Annotated in this window: 13 protein-coding genes and 1 tRNA gene; 8 read left to right on the top strand and 6 right to left on the bottom strand. The window is 36.9% G+C overall.

What is annotated here, in order from left to right; translation table 11 throughout:
* Window positions 1-207: 207 nt before the first annotated feature.
* Entirely contained in the window at window positions 208-2,619 is a 2,412-nt protein-coding gene (locus tag DHW03_RS17265; RefSeq protein WP_133248549.1) for an outer membrane beta-barrel family protein, read from the top strand.
* A 52-nt stretch (window positions 2,620-2,671) separates the two neighbouring features.
* Here DHW03_RS17265 and DHW03_RS17260 read toward each other — a convergent pair whose 3' ends face one another.
* A complete protein-coding gene (locus DHW03_RS17260) occupies window positions 2,672-3,214 on the bottom strand; it encodes a GNAT family N-acetyltransferase (RefSeq protein WP_240618568.1) in 543 nt (180 codons plus the stop codon).
* A gap of 126 nt (window positions 3,215-3,340) precedes the next feature.
* Here DHW03_RS17260 and DHW03_RS17255 point away from each other — a divergent pair, with 126 nt between their 5' ends.
* Window positions 3,341-3,940: a hypothetical protein gene (locus DHW03_RS17255; RefSeq protein ID WP_109927233.1), complete on the top strand. Its 600-nt coding sequence runs from the start codon at window positions 3,341-3,343 to the stop codon at window positions 3,938-3,940.
* Window positions 3,941-3,998: 58 nt separating this feature from the next.
* Here DHW03_RS17255 and DHW03_RS17250 read toward each other — a convergent pair whose 3' ends face one another.
* Entirely contained in the window at window positions 3,999-5,600 is a 1,602-nt protein-coding gene (locus DHW03_RS17250) for a S41 family peptidase (protein WP_165825457.1), read from the bottom strand.
* Between the two features lie 199 nt (window positions 5,601-5,799).
* Between DHW03_RS17250 and DHW03_RS19600 the strand changes: the two genes are divergently transcribed.
* Together DHW03_RS19600 and DHW03_RS17240 are read left to right on the top strand one after the other, a co-directional pair.
* A complete protein-coding gene (locus DHW03_RS19600; RefSeq protein WP_109927084.1) occupies window positions 5,800-5,961 on the top strand; it encodes a DUF2256 domain-containing protein in 162 nt (53 codons plus the stop codon).
* A gap of 95 nt (window positions 5,962-6,056) precedes the next feature.
* The gene (locus DHW03_RS17240) at window positions 6,057-6,485 is read left to right on the top strand and encodes an SRPBCC domain-containing protein (protein ID WP_109927083.1); all 429 of its coding nucleotides are present in this window, start codon (window positions 6,057-6,059) and stop codon (window positions 6,483-6,485) included.
* A gap of 44 nt (window positions 6,486-6,529) precedes the next feature.
* Here DHW03_RS17240 and DHW03_RS17235 read toward each other — a convergent pair whose 3' ends face one another.
* Window positions 6,530-7,219: a tetratricopeptide repeat protein gene (locus tag DHW03_RS17235; protein ID WP_133248547.1), complete on the bottom strand. Its 690-nt coding sequence runs from the start codon at window positions 7,217-7,219 to the stop codon at window positions 6,530-6,532.
* A gap of 172 nt (window positions 7,220-7,391) precedes the next feature.
* Window positions 7,392-7,464 (bottom strand) — tRNA-Phe (locus DHW03_RS17230).
* Between the two features lie 229 nt (window positions 7,465-7,693).
* Between DHW03_RS17230 and DHW03_RS17225 the strand changes: the two genes are divergently transcribed.
* Window positions 7,694-8,989, top strand: a complete 1,296-nt coding sequence (locus tag DHW03_RS17225; protein ID WP_109927081.1) for a (Fe-S)-binding protein — start codon at window positions 7,694-7,696, stop codon at window positions 8,987-8,989.
* Window positions 8,990-9,158: 169 nt separating this feature from the next.
* Window positions 9,159-9,947, top strand: coding sequence for a (Fe-S)-binding protein (locus DHW03_RS17220; RefSeq protein ID WP_109927080.1), 789 nt, complete (start codon window positions 9,159-9,161; stop codon window positions 9,945-9,947).
* A gap of 37 nt (window positions 9,948-9,984) precedes the next feature.
* Here the strand turns inward: DHW03_RS17220 and DHW03_RS17215 are convergent, their stop codons facing one another.
* Window positions 9,985-10,455, bottom strand: a complete 471-nt coding sequence (locus tag DHW03_RS17215; protein ID WP_109927079.1) for a hypothetical protein — start codon at window positions 10,453-10,455, stop codon at window positions 9,985-9,987.
* A gap of 50 nt (window positions 10,456-10,505) precedes the next feature.
* Between DHW03_RS17215 and DHW03_RS17210 the strand changes: the two genes are divergently transcribed.
* Together DHW03_RS17210 and DHW03_RS17205 are read left to right on the top strand one after the other, a co-directional pair.
* Complete coding sequence (locus tag DHW03_RS17210; protein ID WP_109927078.1) at window positions 10,506-10,985, top strand: ABC transporter ATPase; 480 nt, start codon at window positions 10,506-10,508, stop codon at window positions 10,983-10,985.
* A gap of 170 nt (window positions 10,986-11,155) precedes the next feature.
* The gene (locus DHW03_RS17205; protein ID WP_109927077.1) at window positions 11,156-13,573 is read left to right on the top strand and encodes an AsmA family protein; all 2,418 of its coding nucleotides are present in this window, start codon (window positions 11,156-11,158) and stop codon (window positions 13,571-13,573) included.
* 22 nt (window positions 13,574-13,595) lie between these two features.
* On the opposite strand, the gene DHW03_RS17200 is transcribed toward DHW03_RS17205, so the two are convergent.
* A complete protein-coding gene (locus DHW03_RS17200) occupies window positions 13,596-16,061 on the bottom strand; it encodes a glycoside hydrolase family 31 protein (protein ID WP_109927076.1) in 2,466 nt (821 codons plus the stop codon).
* Between the last annotated feature and the right edge of the window lie 27 nt (window positions 16,062-16,088).

The raw sequence follows: 16,088 nt of genomic DNA, 5'->3' as shown, positions 1-16,088 counted from the left end.
TGTAAAACTATCGAAAGCATTTCTTGGGATAAAGTTTCTTATTCCAAACCTAATAAAAATTATCCCAACCCCTCTTTTTTAAGGATAAACACTTCATTAATTATAAATGGGTCTTTGGGATAATAATTTGAGGGGTTGGGATTATATAATTTAAAGCGCTATGCAACTTTTACACCTTTGAATCGTCAATTAAAACAACCAAACATTATGATTAAGCTTTTTAAATTATCCGCTACACTTTTAATACTGATTTGCTTTTTTCAAGTACAGGCACAAACTTTCAAAGTATCAGGTCAAATAACCGATCAAACTAAAAAACCGTTAGATTATGCATCTGTTGCATTAATTCATTTGCCTGATTCGGTTTCGCTCGGCTTACAGGTAACCACTAAAGAGGGGGTGTTTGAATTCAAAAACATCAAAGCAGGGCGGTATTTTATCAAGGTGCTGATGGTCGGTTTCGATAAAAAGCAAAGTTTGTCTTTCGAGGTTAAAGAAAAAGATGTGCTGGTACCAACGGTAGCTTTGAAAGCGCAATCTATAGATTTGAAAGAAGTTAACATCATTTCTAGAGTTCCGGTGATCGATCAGAAAGCCGATCGTACGATAGTGAATGTGGAGCAAATGAATACCGCTGGAGATAATGCCTTAGAAGTGTTAAGCAGAGCTCCTGGAATAAAACTAGACAAAGATGAAAACATCATTTTAAAAGGAAAAAGCGGTGCCAATATTATGATTGATGGGAAAATGAGTTATATGAGCGGTGCTGAATTAACCACTTATTTGAAATCCCTCCCTGGCTCAGTGTTAAGTAAAATTGAGTTAATTACCAATCCACCGGCTTCATTTGATGCCGCAGGAACAGCAGGTTTCATTAATATTAAGGTGAAAAGAAATAAAATGCAGGGCACCAATGGTAACGCCAACTTGGGTGGCGGTTATGGCAAATATGAAAAAGTGTATGGCGGTTTAAACTTAAATTATAATATTGGCAAGATAAGCAGTTATGTACGACTAAATGCAGGTAGATACAATTCGTTCAATCGCCTAACCCTGAACAGAGCAATTGGCAATACCCAATACAACCAAGTTAATTTTTGGCATCCCATTACCAACAGTCTCAATTATTCAGCAGGTGCAGATTACTTTCTAAATGAAAAACACACCGTTGGGGTAATGTTTAAAGGTTATGCCTCTCCAGATGAAACCAATGTTGATAGCAATTCGCCAAATTACAATGCTATTGGGGTAAAACAGGGACAAGTAAATATGATTAACCCACAAGAAAATCATTCTGGAAATTATGCCTTAAACTTCAACTATCGTTTTAAAATGGATACCGCAGGTAGAGAGCTTGGGTTTGATGCCGACTATGTGAATTATAGCAACAACAAAACGGAGCGCTTTACCAACACCTATTTTGATGGCAATGATAATTTACTTGGCCAACCCATAAACCTACGAAACAACGGTATGGGCGAAGTAGCCATTTATGCCTTAAAGTTAGATTACGTGCATCCAATAACTAAAACTTTAAAATTAGAAACTGGATGGAAAAGCAGTTGGGTTACGGCACAGAGTGATGTACGCTTCGATTCATTAAAAACAGCAGGATGGATAAACGATGCCAGAAGAACCAATGCCTTTAACTACAAAGAAAATATCAATGCAGGTTATGCATCACTAAATCAATCGTTTAAGAAAATAGATATTAAAATTGGCATTCGCTTAGAGCAAACTTTAGGTAACGGATTTTCATCAGGAACAAATACCACAATCGAAAGAAAATATTGGAAATTATTCCCCAATCTTTCTGCTTCTTGGGCAATTAACGATCAAAACCAACTAACCGCATCCTATAGAAAAAGCATTAACAGACCATCCTATAGAAGTTTAAACCCCTTTGCCTTTTATTCTGACCCATACACTGCACTACAAGGAAACCCTTTGCTTCAACCCTCTTACGCAAATAATTATGAGCTAAATTACAGCTTGAAAAACTTCAGGTTATTGAGTGTTAGCTATGCCACAACAAAGGGTTCAGAAGCTGAAGTTATTTATCAAAATGATGCAACCAAAGAAAGCATCAGCCGACCTGAAAACTTAAATCAGGTAAGCAGTTTGTATTTCGCTACCGGAAGTCCGGTTGATCTATTCAAATGGTGGAACAACAATACAGAAGTTTCCGCCTCTTACAATAAAACAACCTCTCCTGTTCAAGGATCGGGTTTTAGCGCCGCTCAATGGAGTTGGGGAGTAAGCAGCGATAATACCTTCACCCTCCCAAAAAATTATGCATTAAGTCTGTATGGCTATTACGAAGCACCATCTGTTTCTGGCCTGTTTAAAAATTTAGAAAATTATGCCATCAATATTGGAGCTAAAAAAACCTTTTGGAAAAAAAATGCAACCCTATCTGTTAAATTAAATGATGTATTTGCTACGGGAAAATTCAGAGCCACGCTTAACTACAATAATATAAATACCTATTGGCAAAATGAATGGGAGAATAGAAAGGTATCCGTTAACCTCGCCATCAAATTTGGAAACATGAAAATAAAAACCGCCAGAAACAGAAGAACAAGTACCGGAGAAGAAGAAGGTCGCGCAGGTAACTAGCAAGAGTTTAATGTTAACGTGCTAACAACATAAACAACCAAACAAATAAAAATTAGAGCACCACAAGCATCCAAACATTACAAGCAAAATGACCAGAATTACCTAAAGGCGCCGATAATTTTTTAAAACCAGTTTTTTCATACATCGAAATCGCCGTCTTTAGTTCTGGGAAAGACTCTAAATAAACCTCGTTATAACCAAAGTGCTGTGCAGATTCTATACTTTTCTGCATCAGCATTTTACCAACACCCTTGCCCCGCGCTTCGGCAGCAGTATAAAGCTTCACCAATTCCACACAACCATCGGGTAAGCCCGCAGTAGGATAAATTCCGCAACCACCAATTAACTTGCCATCTTCTTCTGCAACCCAATAAACAGATTTTTCTGCGGTGAAAACATCCGATAAATGATCTGTAGTTGGGTCGGTATAAACCGTACCTGGTTTATCAATCTTGAATTCTCTCAATATGGTTCTGATGACTTCAGCAAGTTCGGTATTATCCCTTTGTTCTATTTTACGATAGGTTATGGCCATTGCATTTTTTTTCCCAAAGTTAAAAATCCATCCATAAGCTTTAAAGAAAAATTCAAACATTTAAATGAATGGAATTTTTGGAGAATGGATCAGCTCAAAATAGATTTACTATTTTGGCGTTATGTTTGCACTATACAAAAGCCTTCTAATTTTGAGGCAAGATTTACACTCACTAACACACACAAAATGAAACAGAAACTCATGCTTTGCCTTCTTACGATATCCCTTTTTGGATGTGGAATTAATAGGCAAGCCCAACAAATTAAAGCGCTTGAAGATTGCACTTATAAAATCACCAGCGTACAACAGGTGCTTGTTGCAGGTACTGATGTAAAAAAACTAATCGAACAACAAAATTTTAACATTGGTAGTTTGCCCGGTGTTGCCTTAGGTTTATTAAGGAAAGATATTCCACTAAGAGCAAACCTGAACTTAGAAATTACCAATCCATCGGCCAACTTAGCGGCAATAAATCAATTCGAATATAAAATTTTAGTGAACAATACCGATTTAGCGGAAGGCATCATCAACCAGAATGTGAGCATTGCCCAAGGACAAACGGTAACCGTTCCTGTGCAGTTAAACAGCAACATCTACAGCCTCATCTCTAGCGGAACGGTTTTAAACGACATCATCAGAGCAGCACAAAAAGGCTCATCTAAGGATGAAAAATTAGGTTTACTGACCATCAAAATTAAACCAACTTTTATGATTGGAAATACGCCATTCAAATACCCTGGCTACATCACCATCAATAAAGACATCAGCAGTAAAATTTTGCTTTAAAAATAAAAAGGTTCTGAAAGTAATCTCAGAACCTTTTGTTTATCCTATAAAACCTAGATTAAAACTTCTTAAACGGCATCTTAACCATGCCTTTAAAGCTGTTTTGATCTAAACTTAATTCCACTGATTTAATTTCAGCTGATGATAATTTCGAAGGCATAACAGTAGAAGTAGCGTTTAAACTGGCTGTTTTAGCCGGTGTAGCCACAAAGCTTCCTGTTCTGGCATACAATAACGCATAGCCTAAAAGTGTTTCAGATTCATCACCCCAGGCTTTTGTTAAATCCTCACTTGAAGATTTATCAACAGTTAAACCTGAGTAGTAACCACCAACTCCGTTTTTATTTTTGGTTTCGAATTCAGGGATATACATGTCCAACTTATCAATCCGAATTGGGAAGAAGCCCACTGGTTTACCATAAGTAGTTGTACCGATCAATTTAACATCCATTACAGGTTTTAAGCTGTTGATGGTTAACTCACTCGCAGAAGCTGTACCGCTACCCACAATAAAATAAACCCGACTTAAATTCAAAGATCCTGATTTGGCAAACTTTTCAATGTTATCAGCTGATGTTGAGCGGTAATCTAAATCGGCATATGTAGCGTATTTTTTATTTACACCTGTTGTAAAGGTTTGAAGTTTGCCATCAGCATCTAGCAAAGGTTGATTTACTAAAATTGATGTACTTCTTTGTGCTGTGGTTAAATTTTGAAGGTAGTCGTTGTAATAATAAGTAAACATGGTATTTCCAGTTTCCGCTGCAGGAGCCGCCAGATTGATAATCTGCGTCGCAGTTGATACATATCCCCCACCATTGTACCTTAAATCTACAATAAGTTCGGTAACGCCCTGAGTGGCAAAGTTTGCAAAGGCAGCATTTATATCGGCTGTAGCATTATTTGTAAAAGTATTAAATACAATATAACCTACCTTTTTGGTACCCGCAGTATAAGTTCCGGTATAAAGAATGGGTTTCACCGTATAAGTTGCATTGGTAACCGTTGCGGTTTTAGTCTCATTTGCCAAATTAACAAAGGTTAATGTTACACTCGCGTTGGTTCCAAAAATTGCATCATTTAAAAAAGTAACGTTACTGTTGTTGTAAGTTAAATCAGTTCTACCGTTTACCGCCGTAATTTTACAGCCACGCGTTAAACCTTGTTGCGCTGCAGGAGAACCAGGGTAAACATATTTAACTCTTAAATCTGTAGTGTTATTGTACATAACAGAAAAGCCATAGTCGTTTGCAGTACCATTCACGTCAGCTTTTAATGCGCTTGTTTTTGCAGCCGTGGTTACGTAATCAAAGAAAGAATATTTTGGCTCTGCATATCCACTAACATACTCGTAAGGTCTTCCTGTTGATGGATCTTTAGAAAACTGCGTAATGGCGTACAGTTCGGTTTCGTTACTGCTATATCCCCTGGGATTGAAAGCAGCATATGTTGGCAAAGAGTTGTACCAATAATAAAGCTCTTTCGAATATAAAAAAATCGAATCTTTCGTCAACTCATCACGAGTAGCGGTAGCAGTAGGAGTTGGTGTGGTGGTAGGCGTGGGATCTACCGGGTTAGGTGTACTTTTTTTACAAGAAACAAAAATGCTGAAGCCCAAAAAAGCCAAAACCACGAAATGAATATTTTTAATTTTTTTCATGTGTATGTTTGTAGTGTTATTGCGATATACGTTGTAGAGCGACATTTGGTTGTCAATGTTAAGTTTTTAATAATCAGAGGCCTAAATTAGCAAAAAAACGCAAAATAAGACTTAAAAGTATAGTTCAACCAAATTTATACATCGTTTCAGTCTTTTTTGATTTATACAATCTAATTTAGAAAATAAAACAGAGATTTAAATGAAGAATGTGAAGAAAGAAAACTTGCCGAGCAAAATCTGTTTGGTTTGCCAAAAACCCTTTTCTTGGCGAAAAAAATGGGCCAAAAATTGGGACGATGTTAAATACTGTAGTGAGCGTTGTAAAAAAGAAAAAAATTTTAAAACAACTGATGGCCAATAAAATTTGTCAAAATTAGCCCCCTAATATGTCCCTTTTACCCCACTACTTTTACCTCGAAAAGCTTCATATTTGATTTATCGAAACAAAAAAACGTTATGGAAAAAGTTAAATTTAACATCAACATTAACGCACCAGCAGAAAAAGTTTGGGCTATACTTTGGGGACAAGATACCTATCCCTTGTGGGCTGCTGCATTTGCAGAAGGCTCAAAAGCGATAACCGATTGGCAAAAAGGCAGTAAGGCTTGGTTTGTTGATCAGAACAATGAGGGTATGGTTTCGCGAATAGCAGATAACATTCCAAATGAATTCCTGTCCATCGAACATTTAGGAATGATTAAAGATGGCGTAGAAGATCTGAATCATGTTTGGAACGGTGCGAAAGAAAATTACAATTTGGAGGAGAAAGATGGACAAACGCAGTTGTACATTACCATGGATAGCAACGCAGAAATGAAAGCGTATTTCGAAAACATCTGGCCAATAGCATTAGAAAAAATAAAAACACTAGCGGAGCGTGATTAAGAAAGAAATCCTAAAATCGAGATGGACAATTACACAAAATATAGCTAGCTCTTACATAAAGCAGTTATGGCATCTGAATATTCTTTTGTAATAAGCCGGCTGTCTACATTTTTGCATTCGCGGTAATACCTTAGGGCGTTAACACAATTTTTTTTCACGTAATATGCAGTAGAGAGTTTAAACAGGGTATTTGCATATTTTGGGTTTATTGAATAGGATTGCTGTAAAAGTTTTACGCCATCGTTAAAGTCTTTGTCCTTATTTGAGTCGGCATATTTAGCAAGGAATATTGTTGCCTTATCTGTTAAAATATTGGTGCTTTTAGGATTTAGTACTAAACCTTCGTCATATTGCTTTAGTGCCAATGTATTGTCGCCGAAGGTGGCATAAATTGCACCGAAACCCCAAAAAGAATTTTCATTTGTAGGGTCTAGCAACCATGCCTGATTAAATCTAAACATTGCCGTCTTTAAATCTCCTTGGTAAAGATATTTAAATCCCAAACTTACTAACATGTCAGAAGCTTTCCGATGGGTGCCTTGTTGCGTGAGATAGGTTTCTATCAGTTCTTGATCCGCTTTTTTCTGCGCTTCGGACTTAATTACATTGCCATATTTTGGAAGTAAGCGTATTTCGCTTTTCGATTGTATCTTCCAATCGGAATAATTGCCCTGTTGTTGTCCGAATGAAAGGAAGCTTACAACAAGGAAAAGTAGCGTCATCAAATATTTCATATTTTTCAGGTTGAATATCTAAAAGTATAGGATTTTTTTGACCTATAGGTAAACCAATAAAAACAATTTGTTTGGTTCGAAAAGAAAGGAAAATTGAGTGGAACGCCAAACCCGAATATTACGAACTCTTAAAAACCAAAAAAGCCCTACATTTCTGTAAGGCTTTGGGTTGTGGTGCCTGCTGGAATCGAACCAGCGACACAAGGATTTTCAGTCCTTTGCTCTACCGACTGAGCTAAGGCACCAACCGTTTGGGATTGCAAATGTAGTGTTCTTTTTTCAAAAGCAAAATTTTTTTTCAAAAAAATCCCTGTAGCGCTGATTATCAATTAATTAATTTTTACATGCATTTTTAAGGCATCAATTTTATAAAGTATAGAATCAATCCAAACAAAAAAATATCAATTTTTTTATGCATGCATAGTAATTTATTTGAATTAAATATTCTAATTTAGCGCTACAAACCTAAAATACATGGTGGCTCAAATTCTTTTTCTAATTTTTACCCTTGCAGCAATTGCGCTGTTTACCATTAATTTCCGGAAAATTATCCGCAACATCCGTTTGGGTAAAACGGTAGATCGTAATGACCAACCTCAAAAACGCCTACTTACGATGATTAAGGTGGCTTTTGGTCAATCGAAAATGGTTGTACGCCCAATTCCGGCTTTCTTGCACTTTTTTGTTTATGTTGGCTTTGTCATCATCAACATCGAAGTTTTGGAAATTATGATTGATGGGCTTTTCGGTACACACCGAGTTTTCAACGGCCTTGGGGGCTTGTACAATTTCTTAATCGGCTCATTCGAAGTTCTTGCCCTCACTGTTTTGCTTTCATGTGTGGTTTTTTTAATCAGAAGAAACGTTTTGAAGTTAAAGCGCTTTAGAGGTACAGAAATGACGGCTTGGCCAAAATCGGATGCCAATTATATCCTAATCGTCGAAATTCTGTTAATGAGTGCGTTCTTATTGATGAATGCTGCCGATGGAAAATTACAAACCTTAGGCGTTGGGCATTATGTAACCGCAGGTGCTTTTCCAGTGAGTCAGTTTTTAAATGGATTATTGCCATCGTCAGAAAGTGCATTGATCATGTTGGAGCGGGGTTGCTGGTGGTTTCACATTTTAGGCATTTTGGCTTTCTTAAACTACCTACCCTATTCAAAACACTTCCATATACTTTTCGCTTTTCCAAACACTTATTTTTCAAATTTAGAGCCTAAAGGCGAATTTACAAATATGCCATCCGTAACCAATGAGGTAAAAGCCATGCTCGATCCTTCGTTTGTTCCGGCAGAAACTGAGCCAGGTAAGTTTGGCGCTAAAGATGTAACCGATTTAACTTGGGTGAATTTGATGAACGCGTACACCTGTACCGAATGTGGGCGTTGCACCTCAGTTTGTCCGGCAAATATTACAGGTAAGCTTTTATCTCCAAGAAAAATTATGATGGACACCCGCGACCGGATTACGGAAGTTGGAAAAAACATAGACAAGTACGGATCAGAACATCAAGACGGTAAATCTTTATTAGACGATTACATCACGAGAGAAGAAATTTGGGCCTGTACAAGCTGTAATGCATGTGTAGAAGCTTGCCCGGTAAATATCGATCCATTGCAGATCATCATGGAATTACGTCGCTTTGCGGTGATGGAAGAATCTCAGGCACCAGCAAGCATCAATGCCATGATGGGAAATATAGAAAACAATCAGGCACCATGGAAATATTCACCAGCAGATCGTTTTAATTGGGCCGAAGGAAATTAATAAATAAGCCCATAAAAAATCCATAAGAACTAAATACTTGATACCCGATACTTGATACTAGATACTCGATACTTGATACCCGATACTAGATACTCGATACTTGATACTAGATACTTGATACCCTAAACTTGACACTCTAAACTAAATACTAATCACTCTACGTAAAGAAATGGAATTTAAAGTCCCAACAATGGCCGAATTAATGGCTGCAGGTGAAGAACCGGAAATATTATTTTGGGTAGGTTGTGCTGGAAGTTATGATGAGCGAGCACAGAAAATAACCCGCGACATTTGCAAAATCTTGCATCATGTTGGGATGAAATATGCTGTTTTGGGCACCGAAGAAAGTTGCACAGGCGACCCAGCTAAACGTGCAGGTAACGAATTCCTGTTCCAAATGCAGGCCATGACTAATATTGAGGTGTTAAACGCTTATAACATTAAAAAAATAGTTACAGGCTGTCCACACTGCTTTAATACCATAAAAAACGAATATCCAGGCTTGGGTGGCACTTACGAAGTAATCCATCATACACAGCTCATACAAGATTTAATAAATGATGGCAAATTAAAGGCTGAGGGTGGCGAGAGTTTCAAAGGAAAAAAAATAACCTACCACGATCCATGTTATTTGGGGAGAGGAAACGGCATATACGAAGCACCGAGGAAAGCTTTAGAAGTTTTAGATGCCCAACTGGTTGAAATGAAACGTTGCAAAAGCAATGGTTTGTGTTGTGGCGCAGGCGGTGCTCAAATGTTTAAAGAGCCAGAAAAAGGCAAAAAAGATGTTAATGTTGAGCGTATTGACGAAGCCTTAGAAACCAACCCACAGGTAATTGCTGCAGGTTGTCCTTTCTGTATGACGATGTTGAGCGATGGCATCAAATTAAAAGATAAAGAACAAGAAGTTAAAGTCCTGGATATTGCCGAAATTACTGCAAGAGCCAATGGTTTATAATTAAAACCTAATCCATGAACACCGAAAAGCTCCTGATTTAGGGGCTTTTTGGATTAATTTTATTTAGGTTCTCACGAATTTGATTCAAATCTTCAGCTTCAATATTTTTAAGTGGAATGATGATTTGAGTAGCCATCGAATCCACATCCCCTCCACGATCTTTATAAGTTTGCACAATTACATCATCGCCTTTGGTACGCAAACACAATTTGCCCGAAACTGTAGTACCATAATAATCCATATCTTTAAACTTAGCCAACTTAAAAGCAAAATATTCTGTTTTACCATTGTTAAAATATCGCTTGTATCTACAAAAACCATTGTTAGTAACATTTAGTTCGTAGCGCTTAATTTGGTTGCTTTCTTGACTAAAATCGTAATGATCCGTAAACGACTTTTGAAGATAGCCCACATATTCATCAATAGAATCAGAATACGAAAAACCGCACAGAAATAAGCAAAAGGCCGGAATAAGAAATAATTTCAAGCGCAATGTAAACTTTTTCATAAGGCAGATATTTTAGGTAAAGCAAATTAAATAAAATCATAAATTTGTATATGAGTTTTTCTCCACAATCAAGAGTTTGGATCTATCAAAGCAACCGTAAGTTTTCGTCAGTTGAACAAGCTGAAATCCTTAAAAAATTAGAGGCTTTTACCAACCAGTGGAAAGCGCATGGAAACGAATTGCTCGCCAAAGCAGAAATCCGTTATGGTTATTTTATAATTCTTACTGTTGATGAGCGCCAAGCAAACGTTACCGGATGTTCTATAGACAGTTCTGTTCGATTAATCAAAGAAATTGAGCAAGAATATCACGTCGATCTTTTCAATAGGTTTAACATTGCTTATAAAGTTAACGATGATGTTGTAGTTAATGGTAAAGAAGATTTCGAAACCTTGGTTAACATCAAACAAGTTACCACAGATACCATAGTATTCAACAATATGGTTCAAACCCTGGAAGAATTGAATACCAAATGGGAAATACCATTTAAAAACAGCTGGCATTCAACAGTTTTTGCTCATTTACTGTAATTCGAGCATTAAGTTTTAATACTTTCTATTCCATTCCTTTATGCATGGCATTTTTGCAGTGCAATACAAACACAAGTTCAAAACCAATATCTCTAATGGCATTTTAATTTGCTTAGAAGCAAACAATTAACGCCTAAAAAAGATTATATTGGTTAAACCAATTCCTATTTATGAAACGCTGGCTCAAAATCTCCCTAAAAATACTGTCGGCAGTGCTTTTGTTAGTTATACTAACTTGGCTTGCAGGCGCCTTTTACATTAGCAGAAACAAAAAAGAAGTATTGGCTTCGATACTTGAGCAGTTGAATAAAAACCTAAACGGCCAAATTACTGCCACAAACATGGAACCTACCTTGCTTAAAAGTTTCCCAGGGGTATCTGTTTCTTTGAATGGTGTATTACTGAGGGATAGCTTATGGGCAACACATAAACACGATTTATTGAAAGCACAAGATATAGACGTGTCATTGAATGTGCTTTCCCTAATTGTTGGCAACATCAACATCAATCAAATTGCCATTAACAACGCATCAATTTACATTTATACCGACTCAAGCGGTTACAGCAATACCAGCATTTTCAAGAGCAAACCAAAAGGAGAACAGAAATCAGCCTCAAAATCATCAGCACTTGAAGTCAAAAAAATTGATTTTAATCAGGTAAGCTTGATACTGGACAATCAAAAAAGATTTAAGCTATTTAACTTTGACATCGATCAGATTCAGGGAAGAATGCAATATCCGGATAGTGGGTGGACGGGCAAGATTAAGCTTAAAACACAAGTGAATAGCTTTGCATTTAACACCAGAAAAGGTAGTTTTTTGAAAGATAAATCATTAGAAGGTACACTTTCCGCTCACTACAGCAAAGATTTAGATGCCGTAATTCTATCACCAGAAATCTTAAATATCGGCGGCCACCCCTTTACCATTGGTGCTAAGATAGAACTTGATAAATCTGCCTTTGCCATAAGTATTGCCGTTGATGACATTTTATACAAAGACGTTGCATTGCTCCTTTCGCCAAACATTTCTTCGAAGCTTTTAAAGTTTGGAATTGCTAAACCGATTGACATTAGGGGCAATATTGTTGATGACGGTTCTGGCAAATATGGCGATCCATTGATAAAAGTTGGCATTAAGGTTAGAGATAATGCTGTAACCATACCCGCCGGAACGTTAACCGCCTGTAATTTTGATGGCGCTTTCACCAATCAAGATACCCTAGGTGGAATTATTGGAGATGAAAACTCATCTATAAAGTTTAGTAAGCTTACCGCCAAATACTTTAATGCACCATTAAGTATAGAAACCTTTACCGTTAATAACCTATCCCGCCCTATTGCTACAGGTTTGGTTACGTCGCAATTTCCATTATCTAACCTCAACAATTCGCTGGGCACCAACGATTTTGTATTTAAAAACGGAACAGCCAATTTGCGCTTGTATTGCCAAGCAGATATCGATAATTTTAGATTTACAAAACCCGTGGTATCAGGAAAAATTGATATTGCCGATGCAGATATACTCTACGTTCCACGTAAACTACACTTGGTAAAAAGTGCACTAAACATTAATTTCGATCAAAATGATTTATCTATTCAAAATGGTCACTTTCAATTAGGTAAAAGCGAACTGAATGTAAGCTGCAACATTGCCAATTTTGCAAACTTGTACTATACCGATCCAGAAAAGATTCTGGTGAATTTAAAAATGCACAGTCCGCAGTTGTATTTAAACGAGTTTCTGCCGTTTTTAGGACCTAGAGCCACGAAGAAGAAAACGAAATCAGGCAATTCGATGAAAACAGCCTCGAAAGAGCTGAGTAATGTTTTGGAAGTTTCTAAAATGAATATTCGCTTAACGGTTGATCGGGCGATTTACGACAAATTTACCGCGAAGAATCTAGATGCTGATATTTCACTTCGAGGAGAAGGTATCTATTTTAACAAAATAAGTGTTGCCCATGCCGGAGGTTTGCTTTCCTTGAATGGAAATATCGTGCAAGAGGCATCTTCTAACCTGTTTAAAATGAGCTCAAAAATTAGCCATGTAAGCGTTAAAGATTTCTTTTACTCATTCGATAATTTCGGACAAAATACCATCACCAATAAAAATATAAAGGGCTATCTATCCTCGTTGGTTAACATTTCTGGCCGAATTTCGCACACCGGCAAGATTTTTCCACGATCCATAAATGGTAAGGTAATTTTCAACCTCAACAATGCAGCACTCGTAAATTTCGATCCGATGGTTAAGGTAGGGAAATTTGCCTTTGCGAACAGAAATTTATCCAACGTAGAAATTAAAAACTTGGATGGTACATTAACCGTAAAAGGCGACAAGGTTGAAATTAGCCCAATGCAGGTTAACTCTAGTGCAATGAATTTCAATATTAAAGGTGTTTATGCACTTGGTTCAGGCACTGCTATCGCAATGGATATTCCACTTAGAAATCCGAAAGGCGATGAAAATCTCACCAAAAGCGAAAAACGCGAAGCCAGAATGCGAGGCATTGTGCTCCATTTAAAGGCGGTTGACGACGAAAAAGGTGGGATAAAAATTAGGTGGAATAAAGACCACGACTAATTAAAATCCCACGTGTTTACGTTTAGTAATTAATGATTATCTCCTCATTTTTATTATCGACCACAAAGGTTTGAGATTCTTTTATTTGATTGCTGATTCTCATGTTTTTAAGGGCCAATGCATCATAATAAATTTGATCTAAATTGGCCAAAGGGTCGAATGGTTTGCAATGCTCTTTTTTCGATTTCAATGCGGTAGTAACATCATTAAAACCGTGCATGATAATTTTGATTTTGGTGAAGTTTGACTTAAACTCACCTTGTTTTTTTGAAAAAGTAATGCTTCTTTTATCTGGGTTGAATTCTATATTCCTTTTATAAAAACTCCCTTTCTCGTAGTTCAGCGTTTCGCCATCATCTTCATAATAAGCAAATGTATTTCTTTTGCTTCCATTATAAATATGAACAAACAATACGTCGTCTGGCTTTTCCTTTGTGCTTTGGGTTACACTTTGCAGCGGGATAATTGAAGATTGTTTTGCAAAAATTGGAAGGTGATAGGCATCTAAATCAATTACTTTTTCTTGATTTCCTTCTATTTTTTCATCCGTGAAAAGATTATAAAAAACATCATCTGGAAAATAAACCTTTTTCTGCTTTTCCTTGCCAGTTACTGGAGCAATAAATAGGGCATCACCAAAGAGGAACTGATATTGATAATTAAGATCATATGTCTTTTCGTTGAAGGGATAATCTAAACATAATGCTTTAGCTATTGGCATTCCATTTTGGCTGGTTTCTTGAAATTTAGAATACAAATATGGCATTAGCTGATACCTAAAATTGATGTAGGATTGTGAAATCAATTCGTTTTCTTCGCCATAGGCCCAAGGTTCGTTAGCGGCTGCAAACTGTTCTCGGTGGTTTCTCAAATAGGGAGAAAAAACACCAACTTCTATCCAGCGTTTGTACAAATCTTTGTTCCCATCTCCGGTGTAACCACCCAAATCGGGCCCTACAAATGGAATGCCTGATAAGCTCATTTGATTATTGAGCAGCACCCCAAGTAATAGATGCTCGTCCTTAGCCTGATTGTCGCCACTCCAAACCGTCGAATACCGTTGTACACCTGCAAAAGCAGAACGTGTCATTACGAAAGGTCGTTTATTGCCCCCATATTTCTTAAAGGATTCAAAAGAAGCGCGTGCCATTAAAAAGCCATACAAATTATGCGATTCTGCCGTATTGGATATCCTTCCATTATAATTAAACACCACGTTATCGGGCATCATTTGTCCATCAATGGCAGGTTCATTCATATCATTCCAATAACCATTTATACCTACTTCTTGATAGACTTTCATTTGATCTGCCCACCAGTTTCTGGCTTTTGGATAGGTAAAATCAGGGAAATGATTGGTATTGGGATATATATCTGCAATGTACTTTTCTCCATCCTGGTATTTTAGAAATACATCTTCTTTGATTCCATTTTGATAAGCACCGTAGCTAGAATCTATTTTAATTCCAGGGTTTACAGAGGCCGTAAGTTCTATTCCTTTAAGCTTCAGTTGCGAGGCCATTTTTTTCATGTCGGGGAACTTTTTTGTATCAATTCGAAAAGGCTCATAATCAACTAAATAGTCTGCATCCAAAACAATTCCATCTAAGGGAATTTTTTTCTCTCGGAAGGTATTTGCAATAAAATTTACCTGGCTTTCATTGTAATAACTGCATCTGGATTGTTGATAACCGATACTCCATTTCGGTGGAAGTGGCATCCTGCCGGTTAAGGCGGTATAATTTTCAATAACCTTGGCAACAGAACTATCGTGAATAAAGAAATAATCCATATCCCCACCATCAAAACTCACAGACATGAAGCGCTTATTGGAAGCTCCGAAATTAAAAGTTCCTTTGTGGGTGTTGTCGTAGTAAATTCCATAAACTTTATCTTTCAAAATCCCGATATAAAAAGGAACACTAATGTACATAGGCACTTTAGCATCGTCATATTTGTAATAATCTGTATTCCAAGTAGTAACGATTGATTTACTTCTGTCTAAATTTCCCAGCGACTCTCCCATTCCTACAAAACGCTCTCCAAAGTGTTTTTTATAAACCGTTACTTTATCTCCTTGAAAGGTTGTTCCTAGGGCCTTTCCGTCTAAATCTTCGTTTATAATTTCGCCTCTGTTATTTTTATAGGTGATTTTAAAATATGGTTTTTTCTGAATTTCTGCTACAATTTTATCTGTAGAAATGGTTAAAACATTGGCATTATCTAGGATTTTGAAATTAGAAAAATCTGGCATTTTTTCACTGACCAGCGCAAAGGAGAAATCCTCGATATTCTTTTTTCCAGAAACCTGCAAGCGGATACAGTTCGGGTTATATACTGATATTTTGAAATAATGTTTTAAGGTACTGCCTTCTATACCATGATTGGTTTTTTTGTACTCTACAATCTCCCCTACTGATTCTTGAGACCACACGGTTTGACTAAAAAGTATGCAGATGAAAAATGTTTTAAATCTTGTAAACTTCATGTTTTGTTCTTATTATTTGGTTATGTA

Source organism: Pedobacter yonginensis, assembly GCF_003173595.1.
GTDB lineage: Bacteria > Bacteroidota > Bacteroidia > Sphingobacteriales > Sphingobacteriaceae > Pedobacter > Pedobacter yonginense.
This window is presented reverse-complemented; position numbering and strand designations above follow the sequence as displayed.

Bases quoted from the DNA above. Each gene is read 5' to 3' on its own strand.
- DHW03_RS17265 (WP_133248549.1), top strand. From the start codon at position 208: ATGATTAAGCTTTTTAAATTATCCGCTACACTTTTAATACTGATTTGC.
- DHW03_RS17260 (WP_240618568.1), bottom strand. From the start codon at position 3,214: ATGTTTGAATTTTTCTTTAAAGCTTATGGATGGATTTTTAACTTTGGG.
- DHW03_RS17255 (WP_109927233.1), top strand. From the start codon at position 3,341: ATGAAACAGAAACTCATGCTTTGCCTTCTTACGATATCCCTTTTTGGA.
- DHW03_RS17250 (WP_165825457.1), bottom strand. From the start codon at position 5,600: ATGAAAAAAATTAAAAATATTCATTTCGTGGTTTTGGCTTTTTTGGGC.
- DHW03_RS19600 (WP_109927084.1), top strand. From the start codon at position 5,800: ATGAAGAATGTGAAGAAAGAAAACTTGCCGAGCAAAATCTGTTTGGTT.
- DHW03_RS17240 (WP_109927083.1), top strand. From the start codon at position 6,057: ATGGAAAAAGTTAAATTTAACATCAACATTAACGCACCAGCAGAAAAA.
- DHW03_RS17235 (WP_133248547.1), bottom strand. From the start codon at position 7,219: ATGAAATATTTGATGACGCTACTTTTCCTTGTTGTAAGCTTCCTTTCA.
- DHW03_RS17225 (WP_109927081.1), top strand. From the start codon at position 7,694: ATGGTGGCTCAAATTCTTTTTCTAATTTTTACCCTTGCAGCAATTGCG.
- DHW03_RS17220 (WP_109927080.1), top strand. From the start codon at position 9,159: ATGGAATTTAAAGTCCCAACAATGGCCGAATTAATGGCTGCAGGTGAA.
- DHW03_RS17215 (WP_109927079.1), bottom strand. From the start codon at position 10,455: ATGAAAAAGTTTACATTGCGCTTGAAATTATTTCTTATTCCGGCCTTT.
- DHW03_RS17210 (WP_109927078.1), top strand. From the start codon at position 10,506: ATGAGTTTTTCTCCACAATCAAGAGTTTGGATCTATCAAAGCAACCGT.
- DHW03_RS17205 (WP_109927077.1), top strand. From the start codon at position 11,156: ATGAAACGCTGGCTCAAAATCTCCCTAAAAATACTGTCGGCAGTGCTT.
- DHW03_RS17200 (WP_109927076.1), bottom strand. From the start codon at position 16,061: ATGAAGTTTACAAGATTTAAAACATTTTTCATCTGCATACTTTTTAGT.